The organism is Mycetocola zhadangensis (assembly GCF_003668565.1).
Taxonomy (GTDB): domain Bacteria; phylum Actinomycetota; class Actinomycetes; order Actinomycetales; family Microbacteriaceae; genus Mycetocola_A; species Mycetocola_A zhadangensis.
Genome location: NZ_RCWJ01000002.1, coordinates 42,173 through 66,220 on the forward strand (window position 1 = coordinate 42,173; position 24,048 = coordinate 66,220).

A 24,048-nucleotide genomic window follows, 5' to 3' on the forward strand; every position below is an offset into this window, starting at 1 on the left:
GCGCTTTCCGGGCTGTCGTGCAGTGGCGGTGAGTATTGTGGGGCGTGTGCTCCCGACCATCCGGAGTATGGGAAAGGCACACTTGAGCACACCGATCACGAGCGACGTCGATTCGCAAACGGCCGACGACGGCAGGAACAGCGCAGAGCTTCTCCGCCTCGACCAGTGCGCCCGCGAACCGATCCGCACTCCCGGGTCGATCCAGCCGCACGGCGCACTTCTGGCTCTCGACCCGCAGAGTTTCGTGATCAGCATCGTGAGTGCGAACTGCGCAGACATGCTCGGAACCGGTTCCCCCCTTCTTGGCCAGGCTCTGGCAGAGGTCACCGGGGGAACCTTCGAACGTGACGTCCGAGCATCCGTTTCGGGTTCTGCAAATGAACTGAACCCGCTTCACCTGATCGTCGGAGAACGCTCATTCGACGCCATCGTGCACTCGGTCGACGGCTTCGTTGTCATTGAACTCGAGCCGGAGTTGTCTGGGCCGTCTCCACTGTCGACGTCGGCGTTGCACGCGCTGCACCACCGGCTGGCGCGCAGCACAACGGTTGAGGAGCTCCGCGCCGACGCCGCTGCCGGGCTGCGCGCACTCACCGGATTCGACCAGGTGATGATCTACCACTTCCACCCGGACGGTCACGGTGAGATTGTCGCTGACGACCACGCCGACGGCATGGAGCCGTACGGCGGACTGCACTTTCCGGCGTCCGACATCCCCGCGCAGGCTCGAGAGCTGTATCTCACCAAACTCTCCCGCGCGATCGTGAACACATCGCGGTCGAGTGTGAACCTTCTCACCAACACCGATGAGTCCATGGCTTCTCCCCTCGACCTCGGCCAGGCCGAACTGCGGAGCGTATCGCCCCACCACCTGAAGTTCATGAGCAACATGGGGCAGGAATCGACGCTGTCCATCTCGATGGTGCGCAACGGAGAGCTCATCGGCATGATCACCTGCGCGCACCGCAGCGTGCTGAGAATCCCGTTCCTGCTGCGCCGCGGCATCGAGGTTCTTGCCAACCAGATCGCGTTGCAACTCGACGCGCTTGGCCGGGTCGAGCAGCTCACCCGACAGGTGGCCGTGCGAAGCATGCGTTCGCAGCTGATGAGCCAGCTCGCCGCCACCGACGACATTGTGGAATCCCTGCTTCGCGGAGAGGTCACCGTGCAGGACGTGATCGAAGCCGACGGAGTCGCTGTGCGCCTCGGCGGCATCAGCTCGGTCACGGGCACCGTGCCGCAGGCGAGCGAGCGCGAACTGCTGATCACTCATGCTGAACGCACCTGGTCTGTCGAACCATTTGCCAGCGACGCAATCGCCGTCGATCACCCGGAGCTGGCGGCGGTCGGCCGCTCGTCAGCCGGTGTTCTCGTGCTCCGCATCGGAGGAAACGGCGACTACCTGGCCTTCTTCCGGAACGAGATCCTGCGCAGCGTCTCCTGGCTCGGCGACCAGACGAGCGCCAACCGCAACACTGTGCTTTCGCCCCGCAACTCGTTCTCGTCGTGGACAGACAGCGTCACGGACACTGCAGAGCCATGGGATGACCTCATTCCGGAAGCGGCCGAACTTGCCCGTGACCTCGAAGGTGCGCTGCTCCGAAAAGCCGAGTCTGAACTCGCCCACCTCGCTCTCCACGACGCCCTGACGGGCCTGCCGAACCGCCGCAACCTCATCAGTCAGCTCGAACTCGCGCTCGATCGCGAGAACGCCGACACTCAACTCAGCCTTCTCTTCATCGATCTGGATGGCTTCAAGGGCATCAACGACTCTCACGGACACGACGTCGGCGACTCGCTCCTCACCCTCGTTGGCCAGCGTGTCGTTTCGGCGACCCGCGCAGACGACCTCGTGGCCCGGCTCGGCGGAGACGAGTTCGTGGTTCTCTGCGAGGACGCGGGCGGCGGCGAAGTCGATGTGATCGCGTCGCGCGTGCGCGCATCAATTGCAGAGCCCATCACCATCGGCGACCTTTCCCTCTCCGTCACGGCGTCCGTCGGCACAGCCGTCGCGGCCGGCGACTCCGAGGCCTCAGACATCCTGCGGCGAGCGGACGTCGACATGTACCGGGCGAAAGCACGTCGGCGTGAGCCCGCCCGGCCCTGACTGACACGACGCGCACCGCTGCTCGGTCACAAAGGGCTGATCGCTACCCGGCATGGTCACAAAGGGCTGATCGCTACCCGGCGTGGTCACAAAGGGCTGATCGCTACCTGGCGTGGTCACAAGGGGCTCGAAAACCCGAAAAAGCTCGACCCTTATCGACTGAGCAAAGAGGCTGCGACCGTTTGCGACCAAGCCAGCAAGGTGGCCCGAGCTGGCCCCGAGTTCGGACCACGAGCCAGCCAGCGAGCCAGCCAGGCCAACGAGCACTGACGCCCCTCAGTGCCAGCGGTGATCCTGAATGGTGATCCGCGGGCCACGCCGCGGCTTCCGCACGCCGCTCGCGAGAATGAGCCGCAGCACGCGCTGCCGCTGCCCCTCCCACGGCGCAAGCAGCTCAAGCATGCCGTCGTCGTCCACCGGCGAGCCGGCCAGCGCCACACCAACCGTCGACGCGAGGTGGTAGTCGCCAACGCTGACAGCATCCGGGTTCCCGTGCGCCCGCGCCGTGACCTCCGCGGCCGTCCAAACGCCAATCCCCGGCAGACTTCGAAGACGAGCGGATGCCGTCACCGACTCCCGCAGAACATCCTCCCCTGTCGAGAGCGTACGTTCGAGAGCTCCGGCGACGCGGCTGGCGCGAACAGCGGTCTCCGACCGTTGCGGGCCGACGCCCGCCTCGTGCCACTCCCAGCTCGGAATGAGCCTCCACGTGTCGGGGGACGGTGCGACCACCATGCCTTCCGGCGCCGGGCCGGGTGCCGGATCACCGTGGCGTCGAACCAGCATGCGCCAGGCACGCCACGCCTCGACAACAGTGACCTTCTGCTCGAGCACCGCAGGCACAAGCATTTCGAACACGAGCCGGTTGCGGCTCAACCGAAGTCCCTGGTTGCGTCGACGAACCTCGGTGAGCAGCGGGCTCGAACTCAGGTCGAGGTCGTCCCAGGTGTCGCGCGAACCGAGGAGCTCTGGCACCCCGTCGATCGCCCACTCGGCACCATCACCCCACGCCGAAACGGCGATCTCATCCGCGCGTTGCTCGAGGTGGAGAGTCGCCGGCCCGAGCGGTGTGCGCAGTGTCAGCCACGCGCCGGTGGCTGTTCGGCGGAAGCACGGACCGTCTCCGCCGCGCGAGAGCGGTGACAGGGTCTTCGACACCGACACCGGGTGCGACGGCGCATAACGTGAGCGCAGCCCCTGGTCGGGAGCTGCGAGCGTGTCCATGCGACCACACTACGTGAATGGCACCGACACGCCGACAGAACGATCACCACATACGTGAGGAAAACTCGGGTATGGCTGGTGCTCCCGTTGCCGATACCCATAGAGTTCCCGCATGACTTTTTCTCCCACCGACGTCACGAGCCTCCGCGCGGCCCTGACTGGTGAGGTTTTTGAGCGCGGGGACGAGGGAATGGCCGCTGCCGTTGCCGCCCAGAACACTCTTGTGGTGCACGACCCAGACATCGCGGTCGCGGTCGCAGACGAGGCCGACGTCTCAACAGCCGTGCGGTTCGCGGCCGAGCACGACCTCCCCGTGACGGTGCAGGCAACCGGCCACGGGGCCTGGCGCCCCGTGGCCTCGGGCCTCATCATCCTCACCTCCAGCCTCAACTCGGTGTCGGTCGACGAGAACGAGCGAATCGCGACGATCGGTGCTGGCGCACGCTGGAGCGCCGTCATCGACAAAGCAGCGCCGTTCGGGCTCGCCCCCATCACCGGATCCTCGCCACACGTCGGCGCCATCGGTTACACGCTCGGCGGTGGGCTCGGCCCCCTGTCCCGCAGTCATGGCTTCACAGCCGATTGGGTGCGCGGCTTCCGAGTCGTCCTCGCCGACGGCTCCGTCGCCGCCGCAACGCCCGCCGAGAACCCCGATCTGTTCTGGGCCCTGCGGGGAGGCAAGGGGGGCCTCGGCATCGTGACCGAGATGCGGCTCGAGCTCGTGCCACTGCGCACGCTCTACGCCGGCAGCCTCCTCTTCGATACGCCCAACATTGAGACGGCGCTTCGCACCTGGGTGGACTGGACCCGCACAGCACCCGACACCGTCACTACCTCGATCGCCCTGCTCTCGATGCCGCCGATCGACGAGGTTCCCGAGCTTCTTCGGGGCAAATTCCTCTTGAGCATGCGGTTCGCCTATCCAGGCGGCCCCGCGGAGGGCGCCCGGCTGCTCGAACCCCTGCGCCAGGCGGCGCCCGTCTATCTCGACGGGGTCACCGAGATCCCGGCAACGGCCATGGGGTCGATCCACGCCGATCCCGACCAGCCGTCGCCGATCTGGGATCTCGGCCTCCTGCTCGGCCACATCGACCAGGACTTCGTGACCGAACTTCTTGCAAGCTTCGGGCCCGACGCGAACTCCCCGTTCGTGGCCACCGAAATCCGCCACCTCGGCGGCGCCACCTACCGCGACGTCGACGGAGGCTCCGCGGTCGGCGGCCGCACCGGCGCATTCACCCTCACGCTCATTGGTGTCGTGCCACCGCTCTTTGAACGGATGCCTGTCGTCGCGAACGCTTTTCTCGAGCGTGTGCGACGCTTCATCTCGCCCGAGACGAACATCAACTTCTCTGCCCGAGTCGAAACCCCGGATCACTTCGCACAGGCCTGGCCGCCCGAGACGTTCGAGCGGCTGGCCCAAGTGAGAGCGACCTACGACCCGGAGGGCCTCTTCGCGTTCGGGCCGGCGGAAACCGTCGCGCAACTCTGATCTCGTGCCGCGAGATGCTGGGTTTACGAGGTTGCCCATTCAGGAACCCCGCAAACCCAGCAACTCGCGAGACGCGGAGCTAGAGGTGACGCTCGTCGGGCCCGTTGTACTCCGACAGCGGGCGAATCAGCGCGTTCGATGCCGCCTGCTCCATGATGTGCGCCGTCCAGCCGACGACTCGAGCGGCCACGAACAGCGGCGTGAACGTCAGGGTGTCGAAGCCCATCAGGTTGTACGCCGGCCCTGACGGGTAGTCGAGGTTCGGCTTGATGTTCTTGCGCGACACCATGGCCTCCTCTAGTGAGTTGTACAACTCGAGAGTGTCCGGCCGGTTGTAGTAGGTGACGAGCTTCTCGAGCGCGGCCTTCATGGTCGGCACCCGCGAGTCGCCGTTCTTGTAGACCCGGTGCCCGAAGCCCATGATCTTGCGCTTCTCAGCGAGCGCCTGCTCGAGCCAGGCCTCAGCCTTGTCCGCGGTGCCGATCTCATCGAATGTGTGCATGACGGCTTCGTTGGCGCCGCCGTGCAGTGCGCCCTTCAGTGCTCCGATTCCGCCGACCACCGCCGAGTACAGGTCGCTGAGCGTCGAGGTGATGACTCGAGCCGTGAAGGTCGAGGCGTTGAACGAGTGCTCGGCGTAGAGGATAATCGACACGTTGAACGCCTCAACCACCTCGTCGGCCGGCACCTCGCCGAACGTCATGTACAGGAAGTTGGCCGAGTAGCCGAGGTCATCACGCGGCGGAACGAGGTCCTCACCACGGCGACGGCGCTGGTCGTACGCCACGATGGCCGGGATCTGCGCGTACAGTCGCGCGGCCTTGTTGAGGCTCGATTCCTCGGTTGCGAGCTCAGCCTCGGGGTCGGTCGCTCCGATGGCAGAGACGGCGGTGCGCAGCACGTCCATCGGGTGGGCGGTCATCGGAATGAGATCGACGACAGCCTTCACGTTGTCGTCGAGAGCGCGCTGCCCACGTTCGACATCCTCGAATTCCTGCAGCGCAGCATCCGTCGGCAATTCACCGCGCCACAACAGGTAGGCGACCTGCTCGAAGCTGCAGTTCGCGGCGAGCTCCTGCACCGGGTAGCCGCGGTACAGCAGCGAATTCGTCTCCGGGTTGACCTTGGAGACGGCCGTGTAGTCGACGACGACGCCGGCGAGGCCCTTCTTGATGTCGGTATCGGTCATGCCGTGCTCCTTTGCGTGAGTGTGGTGCGAAGTGTCTGGGGCGGTGTGACAATTACGAGAACGGATGCCACACCGCCGGTGCGAGGAACCCTACCGTTCGACGGTGAAGTTGAACACCGAGGTGTCGAACTGGTTGTAGCCCTCGTAATCGATGAGCTCGTACAGGTCGGCGCGGTGCTGCATCTCGCCGAGCTTCGACGTGAGGTTGCCCTCGTCATTCAGGGTGTCGAGCGCGCGTCCGGCTGCGCCCATGGCGGTGCGCAGCAGCGAGACGGGCCAGATCACAATGTTGATGCCGACGTCGGCCAGCTGAGCACTGGTGAACAGCTCGCTCTTGCCGAACTCGGTCATGTTGGCGAGGATCGGCACGTCGACAGCCTGACGAATGGCCTCAAACTCGCTGAGGTCACGCATCGCCTCGGGGAAGATCGCGTCAGCCCCGGCGTCGACGAGCTTCTTGGCGCGGTCGATCGCTGCGTCGAGTCCATCGACGGCACGGATGTCTGTACGCGCCATGATGAGGAAGTTGTCGTCGCGACGCGCGTCGGCTGCCGATCGAATCCGCTTGAGCGCTGTCGATTCGTCGACGACCTGTTTGCCGTCGAGGTGTCCGCAGCGCTTGGGGTTGACCTGGTCCTCGATGTGCATGCCGGCGATGCCCGCGTCTTCGAGCTCCTGGATGGTGCGGGCGACGTTCATCGGTTCACCGAAGCCGGTGTCAGCGTCAACGAGCGCCGGCAGCTCGGTCATGCGGGCGATCTGCTTCGCCCGGCCGGCGACCTCGGTGAGGGTGGTTAGCCCGATGTCTGGCAGGCCGAGGTCTGCGCTGAGCACGGCGCCGGAGATGTAGATGCCGTCGAAACCCTTCTGCTCGATCAGTCGGGCAGACAGCGGGTTGAATGCCCCGGGGAAGCGCAGCAGTTCACCGGTGGCAAGACGGTCGCGGAAGATCCGGCGCTTCTCTTCGGGTGTGGTCTTGGCGTAGAGCATTTAGAACAGTCCCTTCGGGGATTCGACCGCGGCCAGGACCCCGGGGGCCGCGTGAATGGTGAGTCCGCTCAGCTCATCCGCGGTGAGTTCGGGCAGTCGCTGCACCGTGGTGAGGAAACGCTCAATCTCCTCGGGCTCGAGTACGGGCTCAGCCAGGGTGCGGAACTTGGCGATGTAGTCCTCGCGGGCGAACGGCCGTGCTCCGAGCGGGTGTGCGTCGGCGACGGCGATTTCGTCGACCAGGGTGCTGCCGTCGGTCAGTGTGATCTCTACCCGGCCGCCGAAGGCCTTCTCGGCCGGGTCGTGCGAGTGGTAGCGGCGCGTCCACTCGGCGTCTTCCTGAGTGGTCACCTTGTTCCACAGCTCGACGGTCTCCGGTCGTGCGGCGCGCTCGGGCGAGTATGAGTCGACGTGGTGCCAGCGTCCGTCCTGCAGGGCGACAGTGAAGATGTATGGAATCGAGTGGTCGAGCGTTTCGCGCGACGCTGTCGGGTCGTACTTCTGCGGGTCGTTTGCGCCAGAACCGATGACGTAGTGGGTGTGGTGCGAGGTGTGCAGGACGACGGAGGCGATCGCTCCGTCGACGAGCAACTCGGGGTGCTCGTTGTGCAGTTTGCGGGCGAGGTCGATCCACGCCTGCGCCTGGTACTCGGCCGAGTGCTCCTTCGTGTAGCTGTCGAGAATGGCGCGCTTGGCTTCGCCCGCCTCGGGCAGCGGGACCTCGTATGTCGCGTTCGGACCGTCGAGCATCCAGGCGATGACGCCGTCTTCGCCCTCGTAGATCGGCTCGGGGGAGGTTTGTCCGCGCATTGCCCGGTCGACGGCTTCAACGGCCATCTTGCCCGCGAACGCCGGAGCGTGTGCTTTCCAGGTGGAGATCTGGCCCTTGCGTGACTGGCGGGTGGCCGTGGTGGTATGCAGCGCCTGGCCGATGGCCTGGAAGATTGTTTCGACGTCGAGGCCGAGCATGGTGCCAATTCCGGCGGCAGCCGACGGGCCGAGGTGCGCGACGTGGTCGATCTTGTGGGCGTGCAGGCTGATCGCCTTGACGAGGTCAACCTGGATCTCGTAACCCGTTGCGATACCGCGGAGAAGGTCCTTGCCCGTTGCACCCACGTGCTGGGCGACGGCGACGAGCGGCGGGATGTTGTCGCCCGGGTGCGAGTACTCGGCAGCGAGGAACGTGTCGTGGTAGTCGAGCTCACGAACGGCGACGCCGTTCGCCCACGCTGCCCACTCGGGGCTGACCCGACGCGCTGCGTCAGGTCCGAACACGGTCGAACCGTTTCCGCCTGTCGTGACCGGGTGAGCGAGCGCCTGCGAGCGGGCGGCCACGACCGGTGCACGGGTCAGTGAGGCGGCAGCGACCGCAGCATTGTCGATGATCCGATTGATGATCATCTCGGTCACCTCGGGGGTGACTTCGACAGGGTCAGCCGCAACTTCGGCGAGAGCCCAGGCGAGCTGCCCTTCGCGGACGAGATTTTCCTCGCTCCTGTGTACGCGCAGGTGGTGGGTCTTCATGGTGTTCCTTTCATCGAAGACGCAGGGGTGCCGGCGGAGAGCGCGGCGGTGTCAAGCAGGTTGGTGAGGCTCTTGCGCAGGTGGACAGCGGTGGCCTGTGCCGCGAGCAGTTCGTCGCTGTCGAGGATCGCCTGCACGATGAGCAGGTGTTCACCGACAGATTCGGTGAGGCGCGCCGGGTTGTCCTGGGCGAGGCGTCGAGCCCGGGCGAGGTGGCCGCGGAGGCTGCGGAGCGAGCTGAGCAGGAACTGGTTTTGCATGGCCGCGTCGATGGCCGCATCAAGACGCGCAACGAGCGCGTAGTAACCAGCCGTGTCGCCCGCAACCGTGGTGCGGGCGCTCTCGAAGTCCGCGCGGAGCGCCTCGAAGATTCGCGCGTTGCGGCGGCGAGCGGCCAGCCGGGCGGCCTGCGTTTCGAGCGCCTCACGGAGTTCGAAGAGTTCAGCGAGGTTGGCCGCAGACACGTCGGTTACGACGCCGGCGCGGCCCCGCTGGGTGTCGACGAGCCCCTCGGCCGCGAGGCGGGTGATGGCCTCACGAAGGGGTGTCCGGGAGATGCCGAGTCGTTCAGACTGCTCGGTCTCGGCGAGAACGGTGCCTGGCGAGAGCCGCCACGAAAGAATGTCCTCTTTCAGGACGTCGTAGGCCCTATCGCTTGCTCGCACCCGGCCAGTATACGCACGCAACATCCGCTCGGTATACAGAGGCCACAAAATCGGGTGCCGGTTGCGAGCCGATCGCCTGTTTGGTATACCGGCTAGTGCCGCGGTGGCTCGTGCGCCAGTGCGGCCGCCGCGAGCGAGTCCGGTACGGCATCGAGCGACGACGGGGTCCAGTTCGGTGAGCGGTCCTTGTCCACCACCTGCGCGCGGATGCCCTCGGCCAGGTCGGGTTGTGCGGCAAGCCACGCCGAGGTGCGGTACTCCTGCGCGAGGACATCGCGCAACGAACCCAGTTCGCGCGCACGTCGAACGGCGGCGAGCGCAACGGTCAGCGCCATCGGTGACAGCGATTCGAGTTCGAGCGCCGCAGCGGCGGCCGCGGCCCCTGCCTCGTCGCGGAGCCGCTCGAGAATCTCGGCCACCGAATCGGCCGAGTAACACCGGTCGATCCACTCCCGCTTCTGCTCCAGCTCGGAAGCCGGCGGGGTCTCGTCGAACAGCAGCACCACCTCGCCTGGTGAGCCGGGGTCTGCGCGTTCGCCGAAAGCCTGGAGCAGGTGCGGGAGGCGATCCACCGGGACGTAATAATCCGCGAATCCGCACGCCACGGCATCCGCCCCGCTCATCGTTACGCCGTTGAGCGCGAGGTAGGTGCCGAGTTCCCCAGGGGCGCGGGCGAGGAGCCAGCTGCCGCCGACGTCAGGGCTGAACCCGATGCGGGTTTCGGGCATGGCCACACGGCTGGTCTCGGTGACAATGCGGATGCTGCCGTGCGCGGAGACGCCGACGCCTCCGCCCATGGTGATGCCGGTCATGAACGCGATGTACGGCTTGGGGTACTCATCGATCGTGGCGCAGAGCTCGTACTCGTCGCGCCAGAAGCGTCGGGAGAGGTCGTTGCGGCCGCTCAGGGCGTGCTCGCGCAAACCGCGAATGTCGCCGCCCGCGCACAGCCCGCGGTCGCCAGCCCCGTCGATCACGACCATCGCCACCTCAGAGTCGGTGCGCCAGCGCTCGAGCGCGTCGGCGATGCCGGAGATCATCTCGTGGGTCAACGCGTTGAGCACGTGCGGGCGGTTGAGGGTGATACGGCCAACGCCGTCTGCCACGCTCGTGATCAGGTCTGCCACGGATATTCCCTTCGTCTCTCCCAGTATCGCGAGGCGACGGCCGGTGCCGTGCCACCTCTCCCCGCTACAGGAAAATGTCAGGAAAAAGGTCCTTCTCGTCCACCCCCGGCGAGTACTGCGAGAAGTCGGTCACGCCCGCTGCGAGAAGCACGTCCTCGACGATGAGCGACTGGCCGGTGTACTCGCGCGACGGCTTCGTCAGCACCTCGTACGCGGCGTCCGCGTAGATCTCCGGGGTGCGGCTCCTGGCGAGCAACGCCTCACCGCCAAGGATGTTGCCGACGGCCGCCGTTTTGATGGTCGTGCGCGGCCAGAGCGTGTTGGCCGCGATGCCGTCGCGGGCGAATTCAGCGGCGAAACCCAGGGTCGCCATCGACATGCCGTACTTCGCGAGGGTGTATCCGGTGTGGGCACCGAGCCATTTTGGGTCGAGGTTGATCGGCGGGCTGAGCGACAGGATGTGGGCGTTCGGTGCCTGCTTGAGGTGCGGGATGGCCGCGCGCGACAACATGAACGTGCCGCGCATGTTGACGTCCTGCATGAGGTCGAACCGCTTCGGGTCGAGCTCGAGGGTGCGCGCCAGGCTGATCACGCTCGCGTTGTTCACGACGATGTCGATGCCGCCGAACTCCTCGACGGTTTTCGCGACCGCGTCGGCAATCGACGCGTCGTCACGCACATCACCGACGACGGCGAGCGCCTGCCCGCCAGCCTCGCGGATCGCCTCCGCAGCCGTGTGAATGGTGCCCTCCAGCCGCGGGTCGGGGGTGTCCGTCTTGGCGAGCAGCGTGATGTTCGCTCTGTCACGCGCGGCTCGAAGGGCGATGGCCAGGCCGATTCCACGGCTGCCGCCAGACATGATCAGGGTTTTGCCTGCAAGGTTTTCGGTCATGAACGTCCTTCGATCGAGGGAAGAAATAAGGCGAGCGGATGTTATCGGCTGGCAGAACGGGAAACGAACGCGGCGATTCGACCACGGGCGTCGCTCGTAGCGGCAGCAGCCGCGATGGTGCGTGCCTCGTCATCGAGAGCCGAGGGGTAGTCACGACCGACGCCAGCCCGGAGGAGCCGCTTCGCCTCACCGAATGCCGCTGTCGCGCCGGAGAGCCAGACGTCCGCGATCTCGCGCGCTCGGGCATCCGTTTGACCGTCGGAAACGACCTCGGTGACCAGTCCCCAGTCGAGGGCTTCCGCAGCGGTCAGCGACCTGCTGCTTAGGGTGAGTTCGAGCGCGCGGCGCATGCCGATCGCTTCGGGCAGGAGCGTTGAGACGCCGCAGTCCGGGGTGAGGCCGATGTCGGCGTACTTCGACACGAACCTGGCGGACTCCGCGGCAACGATGTAGTCGGCCACGAGCATGAAGCCGAGCCCGCCACCGGCGACGGCGCCGTTCACCGCTGCGACGATCGGTTTCGGGGTGGCCGCGAAGGTGCGGTGCCCCTCGTGGATGATGTCGGCGAGCTCACCGATGGTTGCGGCGCTGTCGCCGTCCATGGCGGACATTTCGGCGACGTCTCCTCCAGCGCAGAACGCCGGGCCGGCCGCGTCGAAGAGCACGGCACCGATGTCATCGCGGTCGGCGACCTGCTGCGCAAGGTCGCGCCAGGCACGCGCGGCGTCTTCATTGATCGCGTTCAGTCGGGTCGGCCGGTTGAGGGTGAGGTGGGCGAGGCCGTTGTCGACCGTGAAGAGGATGCTGTCGGTCATGCTGTTCCTTTCGAAGGAATGCGGGAGTTCTGGAAGGCAGATATTCGGGCGACGAACGGATGCTGCTGGCTTACTTCGGTGCCATCCGGATGGCGCCGTCGAGCCGAATGGTCTCGCCGTTGAGGTAGTCGTTCTCGGCGAGGTGCTGCACGAGAGCGGCGTATTCGTCAGGGCGCCCGAGCCGGGAGGGGAAGGGCACCTGGGTTCCAAGCGAGTCCTGTGCTTCCTGCGGCAGCCCCATCAGCATGGGCGTCTCCATGATCCCCGGCGCGATCGTGTTCACCCGGATGCCGTACCTGGCGAGTTCGCGGGCGATCGGAAGGGTCATCGCGTGCACGGCGCCCTTTGATGCGGCGTAGGCGGGCTGGCCGATCTGGCCGTCGAACGCCGCAACGGATGCTGTGTTGACGATGAGCCCTCGGCTCCCGTTCTCGTCCCCCTCGTTTGTCGACATGACTGCTGCGGCGAGGCGCAGCACATTGAAGGTGCCGACGAGGTTGACCTGGATGACCGTCTGGAATGCGGCGAGCGGGAGTGTCCCGTCGCGGCCGAGCACCTTGCCTGGGGTCGCGACGCCGGCACAGTTCACGACGATGCCGAGCGGTGCCAGCGCAACCGCTGCGTCAACGGCGGCCTGAACCTGTTCTTCGCTGGTCACGTCTGCGGCCACAAAGCGAGCGTTTTCGCCCAGGTGAGTGGCAGCATCCGCCCCCTTTGAACTGGGCAGGTCGACGATCACGACCGAGACGCCCTGCGCGGCGAGGCGGGTGGCCGTTGCGTGACCGAGGCCTGAGGCGCCACCGGTGATGAGTGCGGAAATTCCGTCGAGCTTCATTGCTTGATCCTCCAGAGAACGGGTCGAGTGCAGCCTAGGGCTGGCCGCTGACGCGCGGCGGCCTGCTTGTGCTGCACAGCGCCGCGAGCCGGGGCGCGGAGCGGGGATGTTGTGCCGTCCCCACAATTTCGAGTGCCCGGCTACAGCCGTTCGATGATCGTGGCGTTGGCCATGCCACCGCCCTCGCACATGGTCTGCAAACCGTATCGGCCGCCGCTGACCTGCAGCGCGTTGACCAGGGTGGCGAGGATGCGGGTGCCCGACGCACCAAGTGGGTGCCCGAGTGCGATGGCGCCGCCCCATGGGTTGAGTTTGGACACGTTCACGTCGAACTCACGCTGCCAGGCGAGGGGAACAGAAGCGAACGCCTCATTGACCTCAAACACGTCGATCTCGTCGATCGCGATGCCCGTGCGTTCGAGGACGCGACGGGTGGCTGGGAGAACCCCGGTCAGCATTTCGAGCGGGTCGCTGCCGACGGCCGCGAAGCCGACGAAACGGGCTCGAGGAGTGAGTCCGAGCTGCTCGGCCTTCTCCTCGCTCATGATCAGGGCGGCCGACGCGCCGTCGGTGAGCGGCGAGGAGTTGCCAGCTGTGATGTTCCAGCCGATCTCCGGAAAACGTTCGGCGAGTTCGTCGGTATGGAAGGCGGGCGGCAGGGTGGCGAGGGCGTCGGCTGTTGTTCCGCGGCGCACGGTTTCGTCGATGCCGAACGTCGTGGTCGAGCCGTCGAGCGCTCTGAGGGTGATCGGCACAACTTCGGGAGCGAACAGGCCACGGTCGATCGCGGCGCTGGCCCGGGTGTGCGACTGGGCTGCATACGCGTCGAGCTCGGCGCGGCTGATCTTCCAGCGAGCGGCAATGAGCTCGGCCGAGATGCCCTGGTGTACGAGGCCATCCGGGTAGCGCGAGGCGAGCATTGGGCCGAGGTAGTCCTCACCCTGGGTGGCGTAGCCGATCGGCTGCTGGCTCATCTGCTCGACACCGCACGCGATGACGATGTCGTTGGTGCCGGCCAGAATCGCCTGCGCGGCGAACTGTGCGGCCTGCTGGCTCGACCCGCACTGCCGATCGACCGTGGTGCCCGGCACGCTATCCGGGAAGCCGGCCGCGAGCACCGCATTGCGAGCGATGTTCGTCGACTGCCGCCCGGACTGGGTGACGCAGCCGGCGATCACGTCCTCAACCAGTGCGGGGTCGAGACCCACGCGCTCGACCAGCCGTTGCAGGGTCTGAGCAAGCAGGTCGACGGGGTGAATGCCGCTGAGGCCTCCCCCGTGCTTGCCTCGCCCCGCGGCGGTGCGAACGGCATCAACGATCACTGCTCGTGACATGGGAGCTCCTTCGACTCGGCGTGCATTTCGAGCGTACGACGGATGCTCCCTTCCGGGCCACCGCAGGACGGCCCGGTTTGTCGAGAACGTGCGGTGGGAGCGCCTACTTCTTTTTTGCTTTCAGGGTTCTCGCGTGATCAATGACGAGTTTCGACTCGTCCCTGGGTGGTCGTTCGTACGAGGCTGCGACCGGCCGATCGGGAATGGTCACCTTCTCCGGTTCCCGATGCTCATAGGGGACCTGATCGAGCAAGTGCTTGATGGAGTTGAGCCGGGCAGCGCGCTTGTCGTCACTTTCGATGGTCCACCACGGCGAGAAGTCCTGGTCGGTCGCCGCAAACATGTCGTCCTTGGCTCGCGAGTAGTCCTCCCAGCGAGTGATCGAAAAGAGGTCCGTGTCTGAGAGTTTCCAGCGACGCATCGGGTCCTCAAGACGCGAGCGGAAGCGTTCCTCCTGAATAGTGTCCGAGACGGAGAACCAGTACTTCACCAGGATGATCCCATCGTCAACCAGCATCTTCTCGACCTGGGGTACCTGCTCAAGAAACCGGTGGTACTGCTCATCACTGCAATAGCCCATCACCCGTTCAACCCCGGCGCGGTTGTACCAGGAGCGGTCCATCAGCACGATTTCACCGGTACTGGGCAGGTGTTCGATGTAGCGCTGGAAGTACCACTGGCCTCTCTCCCGCTCGCTCGGCGTCGGAAGTGCGACCACCCGGGCTGAGCGTGGATTGAGATACTGAACGATCCGCTTGATCGCGCCGCCTTTACCGGCGGCGTCGCGGCCCTCAAAGATGACCAGCACTCGTGCCCCGGTCTCGATCACCCATTGCTGCATGCTCACGAGTTCCGCTTGCAGCCGTTCCAGTTCCTGCTCGTAGAGCGACTTGGAGACGCGTTTGATGGAGCCCGACTTTTTCGACTTCGACATGGTTGCCTTTCGCCGTGCTGCAGTCCCACTGACTGTCAGCACCGGTTGCATGATCATAAACACTGTGCGGCGAGCGGCAGGGGGCTTGCGCTGGCTGACGGGGACTGAGTGTGCGGTTAACCCTCCTCTCTCGGAGCAAGAACGGATGCTCCCTGCCGGGCCACCGCAGGACGGCCCCCTTCCCGAATCGCGCACGCGATGGCAACGTAGTCGAGTACGACCGGACGCAGTGAGGTGGCCCCATGGGAAAGATCATCGTGCAGCAGCTCGTCACCATCGATGGCTTCGCTGCGGACGCTGAAGGAGACATCAGCTTCTTCGAATCGGTGTCCGACTGGACCCAATCTGACGCCGACCAGCTCACCTTTCTCGACTCGCTGTCGTTGATGGCTCTGGGGCGGAAGACGTATCGCATGTTCGCGGGCTACTGGCCGACCGAGCAGTCGAGCGCAGAGATCATCGCGGACAAGGTGAACGCGCTCGACAAGGTCGTGTTCTCACGATCACTCGACAGAGCGCCGTGGGGCGATTATCCGGCGGGCCGGGTCGTCGCAGGCGATGCCGCTCAGACTCTGCGCGCGCTCGCGGATGACGCGCCAGGCGACGTGGTCGTGTGGGGCAGCCTGACCCTCACAGACCAGCTCTTCCAGTCGGGTGGTGTCGATGAGGTGCGCTGGCGGGTCTGCCCGATGGCGCTCGGTGGCGGGCGGAGGGCGCTCCCGGTCGGTTATTCAACGGGAGCCATGCGGCTGCTCCGGAGCAAGACGTACGATTCGGGACTGCTCACCGCCGACTACGCCCTCCTCTGAACTCCGCCCCTCCAGCACTCACGACCGGCGAAGCGACGGCCCGTATGGCCGGGCGGCGCCTGTTCGACCTGGCCGCCTGTGTCCGGGCCGGCGAGACGCTGGTGCGCGACTCGCGCGCGGGCGACGAACGATAGGGTGACTTCGTGACCTACCCACCCCAGCCACAGCCACAGCCAGCGGCAGGCCCAGGCCGCGGCCTCGCCGTGACATCCCTCGTCCTCGCGATTCTCGGCGTGATCGCCGCCGTCGTCGTGCTGCTCATCTTCGCCGGATGGGCTGCGCTCAGCCTTCTGACCGGCGCGCCGATGCACGTGCTCGCCAGCATCGGCAAGATGTGTGCGATCGCCGCTGCGTCCACCGTCATTCCCCTCGCGGCTCCAGCGCTCACCTTGGGTGTGGTCTGGCTGGCGCGTTCCCGCGGCTGGACGCCACGTCCCCGCGGACACGGGCTCGCCGTAAGCGGGGTGGTCATCTCGGCCATCGCGCTTGCGTCTTTGCTGCTCACCGCGCCGTTCTGGGGCGTCGAGGTCTGCACCAGGCTCGTCTGCTGAGCTCTGAACTCCTGACAGGTCAATCTGCCGTCCCGCGGTACTGACCGGGCCGCGTGGTACGGCAGCTACGTCCGGCACCACCCAGCGAACACCGGCTAAAATCAGCGGGTGGCCATTTCGAAGATCCTCCTGTACTACGTCTTCACGCCCCTGGCCGACCCCGATGCGATCCGGCTCTGGCAGCGAGACCTTTGCGAGTCGCTGAACCTGCGCGGCCGCATCCTGATCTCGAAGGACGGCCTCAACGGCACGGTTGGCGGCGAGCTCAGCGCCGTGAAGAAGTACCTGCGGAAGACACGCGAGTACCCCGCGTTCAAGAACCTCGACGTGAAGTGGTCCGAGGGCACAGGTCTCGACGATAACGGCGGGAGCGTCGACTTCCCGCGCCTGGTCGTAAAGGTTCGCGAGGAGATCGTCTCGTTCGGCGCTCCCGGCGAGCTTCAGGTGGATGAGAACGGCGTCGTCGGAGGTGGCACGAAACTGCAGCCGACCGAGCTGCACGAACTCGTGGCCGAGCGCGGCGACGATGTCGTCTTCTTTGACGGGCGCAACGCGTTCGAGGCCGAGATCGGACACTTTAAGAACGCGGTGGTCCCCGACGTTTCCAACACGCGCGAGTTCGTCGCGGAGCTGGAGAGCGGTAAATATGACCACCTCAAAAACAAGCCGGTCGTGACCTACTGCACCGGAGGCATCCGTTGTGAAGTGCTCTCAGGCCTGATGAAAAGCCGCGGATTCGGCGAGGTCTACCAGCTGGACGGCGGCATCGTTCGCTACGGCGAGACGTTTGGCGACGGCGGACTGTGGGAGGGCTCGCTCTACGTCTTCGACAACCGACTGTCGATGGACTTCTCAGACCACGCGGCGATTGTCGGCGCCTGCGCGATCTGCGGTGAGGCGAGCAAGCACATGCAGAACTGTGCGGATGCCTCCTGCCGCACCCAGCTGGTCCTGTGCGATGCGCACGCGGCTGAAGCGCCGCTCTGTGACGAGCACGCCGCAGCGTCGAACAACATCACGGCGTAAATCTCCCGGTCGCGCAACCCTCGGTGTGTGGCTGGTGAACTGGCCGTTCCGTTCGCCGTGAATGCTCGAGCGCTCGGTCTTGCGGCATGATCTTCCTTTTTACGCCGTTTCGAGAAAAGTCCTCCACAGGAGCACTTTTTCAGAACATTTCGAACATAGCTTCTAATGTCAGCGGTGCTTTGGTAAAATCAAGCATGGTCCAGATATCGGAGCAGATTCGCCAGATCGCACAGGAGATGTGCGATCGGATTGCTTCGCTGGAGCCCGCACCCCCCTCCATCTTTGCCTCCACTGCCAACACATCACAGGTTGGCACCCCCACCGCTGGCACCTCGTCCGCGTCACTTGCTGCGGTTCCCCTGTCGGTGATCATCGACGGTGCGTCCGACGCTCAACTCCAGCATTTGCTTCGGGAGTCGTCCCGGCTGCGGTCCGAGGCAGACGCTGTCGTCGCAGCGACGGCCGGGGTGATCGCGAAGCGTTCTGCCCGTGAGCTGGGTCAATCCGGATTAGCCAAACGCAACGGTGATCACAACGCCGTTGACATGGTGCAACGGCTGACCGGGTCGACCCGAGTCGAAGCCGCTCGACAGGTGAAGCTCGGCGAAGCGATGAGGGAGGCCGATGTCGCCACCCATCCCACCAAGAGCGGTACCGGTCGCCCTGATGACGACGGCGCTGACGGGACCCCCGGCATAGCAACGCCGGTGCTCGAGGTGCCGTGGCATGAACCGCTCACCCGGGCAGTTCGGAACGGCTCTTTAAAGCCAGAGGCGGTGACCATCATCATGCGTGGCCTCGGCGAACCCAACGAACGCGTCAGCGTCGAAGACCTTCGCCTCTCGGCCGAACAGATCCTGGAAGGCGCCGCCGGCGTGAACGCTGACGAACTGGGCCGGCGAGCCCGACTGCTCCGCGACCAGATCGACCCGGTCGGAGTGCGGTTGCGGTGGGACCAACACTATGAGAACCGAAAATGGCGGTTCAGTCGCTCAGCGGACGGTGTCCGCACCGCATGGGTCGAGTTCGATGATGAGTCCGCCGCCTACATTGACCAACTCGTGGGCATCGGAATGCGCCCTCGCCGCGGCGGACCGCGCATGGTCGACCCGCTCGAAGCTGAACGCGCCCAAGAACTCATCGACGACCCGCGCAGCAACGATCAACTCGTCTTCGACCTGCTGATGGCCACCATCAAAGCCGGCGTGGACGCCGACCCAACGGTCGCATTCGGCTCCCGGCAACCCGGAGTCCGGGTCGTGATCACCGAGGAACAGTTTCACACCCGCGACGCCGACGGTCACCTCACTGGAACCGGGTTCAACGAAGACACCGGCGAAGCGATCCCCGGCAACGTGATTGAACGATTCGTCTGCAACACCGGCATTCGCCTCGTGACCGTCGACACCGACAATAACCCGCTCGATGTCGGTCGCGAAGAGCGTCTGTTCACCACCAAACAACGCATTGGACTGGGCATCCGTGACGGCGGTTGCATGTTCAACGATTGCACCAAACCGCCGTCGTACACCGAAGCACACCACATCAACGAATGGGCAGCCGAGGCCGGACTCACCGATATCGCGGACGGCATCCTTGTCTGCCATGAAGATCACATGCTGCTCCACAACAAGGGCTGGAAGTTCGTCCGCACCGGCACCGAGTACGACCTCATCCCACCAATAGACGTTGACCCCGAACAAAGGCCCCGCCGCGTCCGGTCCAAATCCACGCTCAAACAAGCCCCACCGCGAGCACGGCAACTCCAGATACCGGACGAGACGCATAAAGCCGGCGCGCAATCGAGCAATAGCGGGCTCCCACCACAACAGCGTCGTGCGGCACCCGAGCCCGCCTGGAATGTACCCGACCCACAGGGAACTGTGTCGGCACCCCCGCCACCCAGCTGGTCCTCCCAAACACCGCTATCAACGTCAACGTCGAAACCCGCGACCTCGGCACCGCCGCCGGCACGAGCTCAGCGGTCCTCGCAGGCCTCGTCGCCCACTCCGCCACGGCAGGCGCCCGGGTCCCCGCCCGGACCATCGTCACCCGCCGGGACTTCAAGGCCCCGGAACCACGACAAGAAGACCGACCCACCAGCCGGTCCCCGGCGTCGCGAATCAAACCGCCGCGTTATGGAAACCTGGTACGTGGCGCCTGAGGAGCCCAGCAGCTAATCGCCGCAGAACTCGAGGTCATCGCCGTGCAACCCACGAAGCGACGCGAAGCGGGGAGCGGCTCTCTTGTGCGGTAGCGCTCAAGCTTGCTTAGCGGCCCTGAACGACTTGGCCCACAGCCAACATCGTTGAGACGTTTCCGCCGCTGCGGCTCCGCTCCATTCAGGGCGAGCCGCAACGGCAGAAGTTGTCACCGCAAAGGGCTTAGCCGTCGGTACGGCCGTCGATCTGATCGTCGAGAATCGCGTCGGCAGCCTCAGTGTCGGCATCCGAGTTGTTGTAGTGCTCCTTGAGAGTCTCATTGTCGCCCTCGTAGTCTTGCGCGCGGAGCTCGGGTGAGGAGACGATGTCCTCGCCGTAACCCTGCTCGACGAACTGTGCGTCAACGACCTCGGGAGTCGCGGCCAAACCGTCGGGAAGAGCGTTCTTTGGTGATTCTGCGTCAGTCATGTGAAATCTCCTTCGTGTTGCGTTCTTCGACCGTAAGCTGGTGCCCTGCACTCCGGCAAGGGCCTTGCGAGGCAGGCCCTCGAGCGACACAGGCTCAGGGTTGCGTGCGCCACGCCGCAAGCGATTCGATGTCGCGGGTGTTTCCGAACGTGCGGATCAGCGGGATCGGTGAGAGCAGAATGAGGCCGCCAGCCACCCACAACGTGCCCCGCAGTCCGATCAGTTCGCCGAGCATTCCCCCGACTAAAGCACCGAGGGGGAACAGCCCCATGATGAGAACACGCATGGTGGCGTTCACTCGACTGAGCATGTCGTCCGGACAGAGCCGTTGCCGCAAACTCACGTTCGTCACCGCGTAGACGATCTGCCCCAGCTCGCCGGCTGCCATGGCGACGACGACCAGGAGCGCCGACCAGCCTGGTTGGGCCAACGGAGTCAGCACTGCCAGCGGTCCAGTCGCCACGAGCGCGAGCCAAATGACACGGACGCTCCCGACGCGACGCGACAGGACCGGCGTGAACGCCGCCCCAACGATGGCCGACACCGAACCAGCCGCGACGATCAAGCCGATCGCTAGCGGAGAGAGGTCCAGGGTGCGCGAAAGAAATATGAAAGTCACCGCCGAAGAGATCGCGAACGAGAAGTTTCCGGCTGCGCTGGCGAGGGCCGTAGCGCGAAGGATCCGGTTGCGGGCGACAAAAGCGAGCCCTTCCACAATTTGCGTCCAGAGCCGGGGACGGTCCGGGTGTGCGGGAACAGGAGCCTCGCGGGTACGGATCCCGATAAGGCACACCGCAGACACCACAAAAGTGACCGACTGGAGAAGCACAACGCTGGCCCCGCCGACCAGCGCTACCAGCCCGCCACCCAGGCCGGGCCCGACAACCTGGCCCGAGGCTCGGATGGCTTCCATGAATGAGTTGCCAGCGAGAATCCTTTCCTTGCCCATCACCGACGGCAGGTAGCTCTGATAACCAACATCGAAGAACACTCGGGCGAAGCCGGTGAGCAGGGCGACGATGACAAGCTGAATGATGGTGAGGACACCGAACAGTGCGGCGAGCGGGATAGTGACTAGAAGCAGTGCGCGGATGAGATCGCTCGCCACCAGTACTGGGAGTTTCCTCCAGCGATCGAGCCAGGCACCCGCGGGAAGCCCGATCAGCGCGAAGGCGAGGGTCGATGAGGCGGTCACGAGGCCAAGTTCAATTGGCGAGGCGTCCAGGGTGAGCACCGCGAGCAATGGAATGGCCACTCCGCTGACTTGAGCGCCGAGCTGGCTCGTGGTTTGACCAATCAGCAGCAGCCGAAAGTCGCGGTTCTTCAGAAGTGGCGCATCGGACATGGCTCTTCATTTTGCGCGCCCTCAGCACCGCCTACAACCGTTTGCCGAGAGTCAGCGACGAGCCGCGGCCACTTCCGCGCCGGCATGAGTTGACATGCGCCACGCCTCGATCGCGGGGACGAGGAGCAGGACGGCGAGAACGGCGAAGGCCCACCGGTAGCCAAGCTCGGCCGAGCCGGGGTCGACCAGTGCGGCGCCCGCGGACGTCGCACGCACGATGAGCGCGGCCACCGCGATGCCGAGTCCGACCGCGACCTGCTGCAGCGTCGAGGCCAGTGTGTTGGCACCCGAGGTAAGCGAGGAGGGCACGTCGGCGAACTGCACCGAGTTGTATCCACTGAACCCGATTGACCGGAACACCCCGCTCAGAAAGAGCAGAATGGCGATGATCACGATCGGCGTCGAAGAGTCGACGCATGCGCACAGCGCGAACACGACCGCGCCGCACAGGTTGCTCCACACGATCACCGCACGAAACCCGAACCGGCGAATCAGCGGGCTGGTCGCCGGCTTGATCACGACGTTGCCTGCAAAGACGGCCATCACCAGCAGTCCGGCCTGTGAGGCGCTCCAGCCGAATCCTGACTGGAACATCAACACAAAGAGGAACGGCGCCGCCCCGATGAGGAGCCGATAGAGGCCACCACCGACGTTGCCCACCCGGAAGGTGTGGATCCGCAGCGCTGACAGGTCGAGCAGAGGGTGCGCTGCCCTCCGAAGGCGCAGCACAGCGCCCACACCGGTGACAACGGCGAGCGCGAGCAGTCCGCCCGCCGAGACCCAGTCGGTTGAGCCAGACCCGAGCTGCTCCATGCCGAGCACGAGAGCGGCGAGTGCGACACCGACAAGGACGAAACCGGCCCAGTCGAGTCCGTGCCGCTCGATCCGCTCGACAACCGGAACGAGCCGAAGCGCCGCGATGAACGCGATCACCCCAATCGGGATGTTGATCAGGAAAATCCACTGCCAACCAACCGTGTCGGCGAGCACCCCACCGATCACGGGCGCGAGCACCGGCGCCAACAGGGCCGGCCAGGTCAGGTAGGCCATGGCATCCAGCAGGTCACGCTTATCGATCGCGCGCAGAACGGCGAGGCGTCCGACCGGCACCATCATGGCACCACCGATGCCCTGCAGCACGCGCATGGCCACCAGCATCGGCAGCGTGGTGCTGAGCGCACACAAGGCAGACGCCACAGTGAAGATCACGATCGCCAGGGTGAAGATCCTGCGCGTTCCGAAACGGTCGGCGAGCCAGCCGCTTACCGGGATACCGATAGCGAGGGTGAGCAGGTACGCGGTCATCGCGATGTTGATGTCGACCGCGCGAACCCCAAGGTCGAGCGCCATAACAGGCGCGGCGGTCTGAATGATCGTTCCGTCCAGGTTCTCCATGAAGAACGTGGCCGCGACGAGCAACGCGAGTGGCCTGTTGAGCGTCGCCGATCGGGTCATCGTCCTATTCTGCACGAGTGGCAACCGTGTGCCGCTAACTCCGGGCGGGAGTGCAGGCACTCTAGGCTTGGGCGCATGACAACGACGTTCCGCGCCTGGCTGGTTGAGAAGCAAACGGATGCCTCCGGCTCTGCCTCGCAAACAGCATCCGTTTCAGATCTCACCGACGAGGACCTGATGCCTGGGAACGTCAGCCTCGATGTTTCGTGGTCAAGTATCAACTTCAAGGATGGCCTCGCCCTGACCGGTAAGCCGGGAGTGGTGCGGGCCTGGCCGCTGATCCCGGGGATCGACGTGGTCGGAACGGTGACCTCGAGCGAAACGAAGCGGTTTGCCGTCGGCGACGAGGTGCTGCTCAACGGCGCCGGACTCGGCGAAACTCACCACGGCGGCCTCGCTCAACGGGCGCGCGTCGACAGTGCGTCGCTGGTGCGGGTGCCGACGTCGCTCGGTGCGAAGCGTTCAGCGGCGATCGGCACGGCCGGATTCACGGCCATGCTGTCGGTACTGGCCGTCGAGCGACACGGCGTGACGCCGGGTGATGGCCCCGTGCTCGTTACCGGGGCTGCAGGCGGCGTCGGTTCGATAGCGATCGCGTTGCTGGCGAAACTGGGATTCGAGGTAGTGGCCTCGACCGGCCGGGCCGACAGCCAGGGTGATTACCTGCGGCGACTCGGTGCGAACTCGGTGATCGACCGGGCCGAGATCAGCGAGGCGGGCAAGCCGCTGCAGTCTCAGACATACGCGGCTGTCGTCGACGCGGTCGGAAGCACCACGCTGGTGAATGCGCTCGCGCAGCTGAACTACGGGGGAATCGCCACAGCGTGTGGACTGGCGCAGGGTGCCGACCTGCCAGGAACCGTGATGCCGTTCATTCTGCGCGGAGTGACCCTTGCCGGAATCAACTCGGTCGACGCGCCATTGGCCATGCGTGAGGAAGCGTGGAATCGGCTCGCTACCGACCTGGACACGGACATTCTCGATGAACTGACCACGTCGATCGGACTCGAGGATGCTGCCGACGCTGCCGGACGGATCCTGAAGGGCGAGTTGCACGGCCGCACGGTCGTCGATGTTTCGGCATAAAACCCTGCGATCCAGTCG

Annotated in this window: 21 protein-coding genes; 7 read left to right on the forward strand and 14 right to left on the reverse strand. The window is 65.4% G+C overall.

Annotated features, from left to right (window positions below; translation table 11 throughout):
* The first annotated feature begins 67 nt into the window (after positions 1-67).
* Positions 68-2,107, forward strand: a complete 2,040-nt coding sequence (locus D9V28_RS06675) for a bifunctional diguanylate cyclase/phosphodiesterase (RefSeq protein WP_121658974.1) — start codon at positions 68-70, stop codon at positions 2,105-2,107.
* Positions 2,108-2,383: 276 nt separating this feature from the next.
* Here D9V28_RS06675 and D9V28_RS06680 read toward each other — a convergent pair whose 3' ends face one another.
* Positions 2,384-3,331 carry a DNA-3-methyladenine glycosylase family protein gene (locus D9V28_RS06680; RefSeq protein WP_121658975.1) on the reverse strand — a complete coding sequence of 316 codons (948 nt, stop codon included), beginning with the start codon at positions 3,329-3,331 and terminating at the stop codon, positions 2,384-2,386.
* Between the two features lie 112 nt (positions 3,332-3,443).
* Here D9V28_RS06680 and D9V28_RS06685 point away from each other — a divergent pair, with 112 nt between their 5' ends.
* Positions 3,444-4,823 carry an FAD-binding oxidoreductase gene (locus D9V28_RS06685; protein ID WP_121658976.1) on the forward strand — a complete coding sequence of 460 codons (1,380 nt, stop codon included), beginning with the start codon at positions 3,444-3,446 and terminating at the stop codon, positions 4,821-4,823.
* 79 nt (positions 4,824-4,902) lie between these two features.
* On the opposite strand, the gene D9V28_RS06690 is transcribed toward D9V28_RS06685, so the two are convergent.
* The 10 genes from D9V28_RS06690 to ppk2 form a co-directional block, all read right to left on the reverse strand.
* Positions 4,903-6,012 carry a bifunctional 2-methylcitrate synthase/citrate synthase gene (locus D9V28_RS06690; RefSeq protein ID WP_121658977.1) on the reverse strand — a complete coding sequence of 370 codons (1,110 nt, stop codon included), beginning with the start codon at positions 6,010-6,012 and terminating at the stop codon, positions 4,903-4,905.
* A 90-nt stretch (positions 6,013-6,102) separates the two neighbouring features.
* A complete protein-coding gene (gene prpB / locus D9V28_RS06695) occupies positions 6,103-7,002 on the reverse strand; it encodes a methylisocitrate lyase (protein ID WP_121658978.1) in 900 nt (299 codons plus the stop codon).
* Positions 7,003-8,526 carry an MmgE/PrpD family protein gene (locus D9V28_RS06700; RefSeq protein WP_121658979.1) on the reverse strand — a complete coding sequence of 508 codons (1,524 nt, stop codon included), beginning with the start codon at positions 8,524-8,526 and terminating at the stop codon, positions 7,003-7,005.
* Positions 8,523-9,191: a GntR family transcriptional regulator gene (locus D9V28_RS06705; protein WP_121658980.1), complete on the reverse strand. Its 669-nt coding sequence runs from the start codon at positions 9,189-9,191 to the stop codon at positions 8,523-8,525. The genes D9V28_RS06700 and D9V28_RS06705 overlap by 4 nt, the downstream gene beginning before the upstream one ends.
* A gap of 92 nt (positions 9,192-9,283) precedes the next feature.
* Positions 9,284-10,318 (reverse strand): enoyl-CoA hydratase/isomerase family protein, encoded by a 1,035-nt coding sequence (locus tag D9V28_RS06710; RefSeq protein ID WP_229727961.1) that lies wholly within the window; start codon positions 10,316-10,318, stop codon positions 9,284-9,286.
* Between the two features lie 64 nt (positions 10,319-10,382).
* On the reverse strand, positions 10,383-11,210 hold the full coding sequence (locus D9V28_RS06715; protein ID WP_121658982.1) for an SDR family oxidoreductase: 828 nt from the start codon (positions 11,208-11,210) through the stop codon (positions 10,383-10,385).
* A gap of 41 nt (positions 11,211-11,251) precedes the next feature.
* Entirely contained in the window at positions 11,252-12,025 is a 774-nt protein-coding gene (locus D9V28_RS06720; protein WP_121658983.1) for an enoyl-CoA hydratase/isomerase family protein, read from the reverse strand.
* A 70-nt stretch (positions 12,026-12,095) separates the two neighbouring features.
* Positions 12,096-12,860, reverse strand: coding sequence for a 3-hydroxyacyl-CoA dehydrogenase (locus D9V28_RS06725; RefSeq protein WP_121658984.1), 765 nt, complete (start codon positions 12,858-12,860; stop codon positions 12,096-12,098).
* A gap of 140 nt (positions 12,861-13,000) precedes the next feature.
* The gene (locus D9V28_RS06730) at positions 13,001-14,194 is read right to left on the reverse strand and encodes a thiolase family protein (protein WP_121658985.1); all 1,194 of its coding nucleotides are present in this window, start codon (positions 14,192-14,194) and stop codon (positions 13,001-13,003) included.
* Positions 14,195-14,297: 103 nt separating this feature from the next.
* A complete protein-coding gene (gene ppk2 / locus D9V28_RS06735) occupies positions 14,298-15,128 on the reverse strand; it encodes a polyphosphate kinase 2 (RefSeq protein ID WP_121658986.1) in 831 nt (276 codons plus the stop codon).
* A gap of 242 nt (positions 15,129-15,370) precedes the next feature.
* Here ppk2 and D9V28_RS06740 point away from each other — a divergent pair, with 242 nt between their 5' ends.
* The 4 genes from D9V28_RS06740 to D9V28_RS06755 all read left to right on the forward strand — a co-directional run bounded on the left by D9V28_RS06740 (position 15,371) and on the right by D9V28_RS06755 (position 19,694).
* Positions 15,371-15,937 (forward strand): dihydrofolate reductase family protein, encoded by a 567-nt coding sequence (locus D9V28_RS06740; protein ID WP_121658987.1) that lies wholly within the window; start codon positions 15,371-15,373, stop codon positions 15,935-15,937.
* Between the two features lie 143 nt (positions 15,938-16,080).
* Complete coding sequence (locus D9V28_RS06745) at positions 16,081-16,488, forward strand: hypothetical protein (protein ID WP_121658988.1); 408 nt, start codon at positions 16,081-16,083, stop codon at positions 16,486-16,488.
* 108 nt (positions 16,489-16,596) lie between these two features.
* Positions 16,597-17,514 (forward strand): oxygen-dependent tRNA uridine(34) hydroxylase TrhO, encoded by a 918-nt coding sequence (gene trhO / locus D9V28_RS06750; protein ID WP_121658989.1) that lies wholly within the window; start codon positions 16,597-16,599, stop codon positions 17,512-17,514.
* Between the two features lie 194 nt (positions 17,515-17,708).
* Complete coding sequence (locus tag D9V28_RS06755) at positions 17,709-19,694, forward strand: DUF222 domain-containing protein (protein ID WP_183086455.1); 1,986 nt, start codon at positions 17,709-17,711, stop codon at positions 19,692-19,694.
* A gap of 204 nt (positions 19,695-19,898) precedes the next feature.
* Here D9V28_RS06755 and D9V28_RS06760 read toward each other — a convergent pair whose 3' ends face one another.
* The 3 genes from D9V28_RS06760 to D9V28_RS06770 all read right to left on the reverse strand — a co-directional run bounded on the left by D9V28_RS06760 (position 19,899) and on the right by D9V28_RS06770 (position 22,944).
* A complete protein-coding gene (locus D9V28_RS06760; protein WP_121658991.1) occupies positions 19,899-20,144 on the reverse strand; it encodes a hypothetical protein in 246 nt (81 codons plus the stop codon).
* A 94-nt stretch (positions 20,145-20,238) separates the two neighbouring features.
* Complete coding sequence (locus D9V28_RS06765) at positions 20,239-21,489, reverse strand: MFS transporter (protein WP_121658992.1); 1,251 nt, start codon at positions 21,487-21,489, stop codon at positions 20,239-20,241.
* 51 nt (positions 21,490-21,540) lie between these two features.
* Positions 21,541-22,944, reverse strand: a complete 1,404-nt coding sequence (locus tag D9V28_RS06770) for an MFS transporter (RefSeq protein ID WP_121658993.1) — start codon at positions 22,942-22,944, stop codon at positions 21,541-21,543.
* Between the two features lie 75 nt (positions 22,945-23,019).
* Here D9V28_RS06770 and D9V28_RS06775 point away from each other — a divergent pair, with 75 nt between their 5' ends.
* Entirely contained in the window at positions 23,020-24,030 is a 1,011-nt protein-coding gene (locus D9V28_RS06775) for an MDR family oxidoreductase (RefSeq protein ID WP_121658994.1), read from the forward strand.
* The last annotated feature ends 18 nt before the right edge of the window (positions 24,031-24,048 follow it).

What these genes read in the sequence shown, in the direction of transcription:
- D9V28_RS06675 (WP_121658974.1), top strand. Translation starts at nt 68, where the DNA reads ATGGGAAAGGCACACTTGAGCACACCGATCACGAGCGACGTCGATTCG.
- D9V28_RS06700 (WP_121658979.1), bottom strand. Translation starts at nt 8,526, where the DNA reads ATGAAGACCCACCACCTGCGCGTACACAGGAGCGAGGAAAATCTCGTC.
- D9V28_RS06690 (WP_121658977.1), bottom strand. Translation starts at nt 6,012, where the DNA reads ATGACCGATACCGACATCAAGAAGGGCCTCGCCGGCGTCGTCGTCGAC.
- D9V28_RS06760 (WP_121658991.1), bottom strand. Translation starts at nt 20,144, where the DNA reads ATGACTGACGCAGAATCACCAAAGAACGCTCTTCCCGACGGTTTGGCC.
- D9V28_RS06770 (WP_121658993.1), bottom strand. Translation starts at nt 22,944, where the DNA reads ATGACCCGATCGGCGACGCTCAACAGGCCACTCGCGTTGCTCGTCGCG.
- prpB (WP_121658978.1), bottom strand. Translation starts at nt 7,002, where the DNA reads ATGCTCTACGCCAAGACCACACCCGAAGAGAAGCGCCGGATCTTCCGC.
- D9V28_RS06765 (WP_121658992.1), bottom strand. Translation starts at nt 21,489, where the DNA reads ATGTCCGATGCGCCACTTCTGAAGAACCGCGACTTTCGGCTGCTGCTG.
- D9V28_RS06775 (WP_121658994.1), top strand. Translation starts at nt 23,020, where the DNA reads ATGACAACGACGTTCCGCGCCTGGCTGGTTGAGAAGCAAACGGATGCC.
- ppk2 (WP_121658986.1), bottom strand. Translation starts at nt 15,128, where the DNA reads ATGTCGAAGTCGAAAAAGTCGGGCTCCATCAAACGCGTCTCCAAGTCG.
- D9V28_RS06720 (WP_121658983.1), bottom strand. Translation starts at nt 12,025, where the DNA reads ATGACCGACAGCATCCTCTTCACGGTCGACAACGGCCTCGCCCACCTC.
- D9V28_RS06725 (WP_121658984.1), bottom strand. Translation starts at nt 12,860, where the DNA reads ATGAAGCTCGACGGAATTTCCGCACTCATCACCGGTGGCGCCTCAGGC.
- D9V28_RS06740 (WP_121658987.1), top strand. Translation starts at nt 15,371, where the DNA reads ATGGGAAAGATCATCGTGCAGCAGCTCGTCACCATCGATGGCTTCGCT.
- D9V28_RS06715 (WP_121658982.1), bottom strand. Translation starts at nt 11,210, where the DNA reads ATGACCGAAAACCTTGCAGGCAAAACCCTGATCATGTCTGGCGGCAGC.
- D9V28_RS06755 (WP_183086455.1), top strand. Translation starts at nt 17,709, where the DNA reads ATGGTCCAGATATCGGAGCAGATTCGCCAGATCGCACAGGAGATGTGC.
- D9V28_RS06680 (WP_121658975.1), bottom strand. Translation starts at nt 3,331, where the DNA reads ATGGACACGCTCGCAGCTCCCGACCAGGGGCTGCGCTCACGTTATGCG.
- D9V28_RS06685 (WP_121658976.1), top strand. Translation starts at nt 3,444, where the DNA reads ATGACTTTTTCTCCCACCGACGTCACGAGCCTCCGCGCGGCCCTGACT.
- D9V28_RS06730 (WP_121658985.1), bottom strand. Translation starts at nt 14,194, where the DNA reads ATGTCACGAGCAGTGATCGTTGATGCCGTTCGCACCGCCGCGGGGCGA.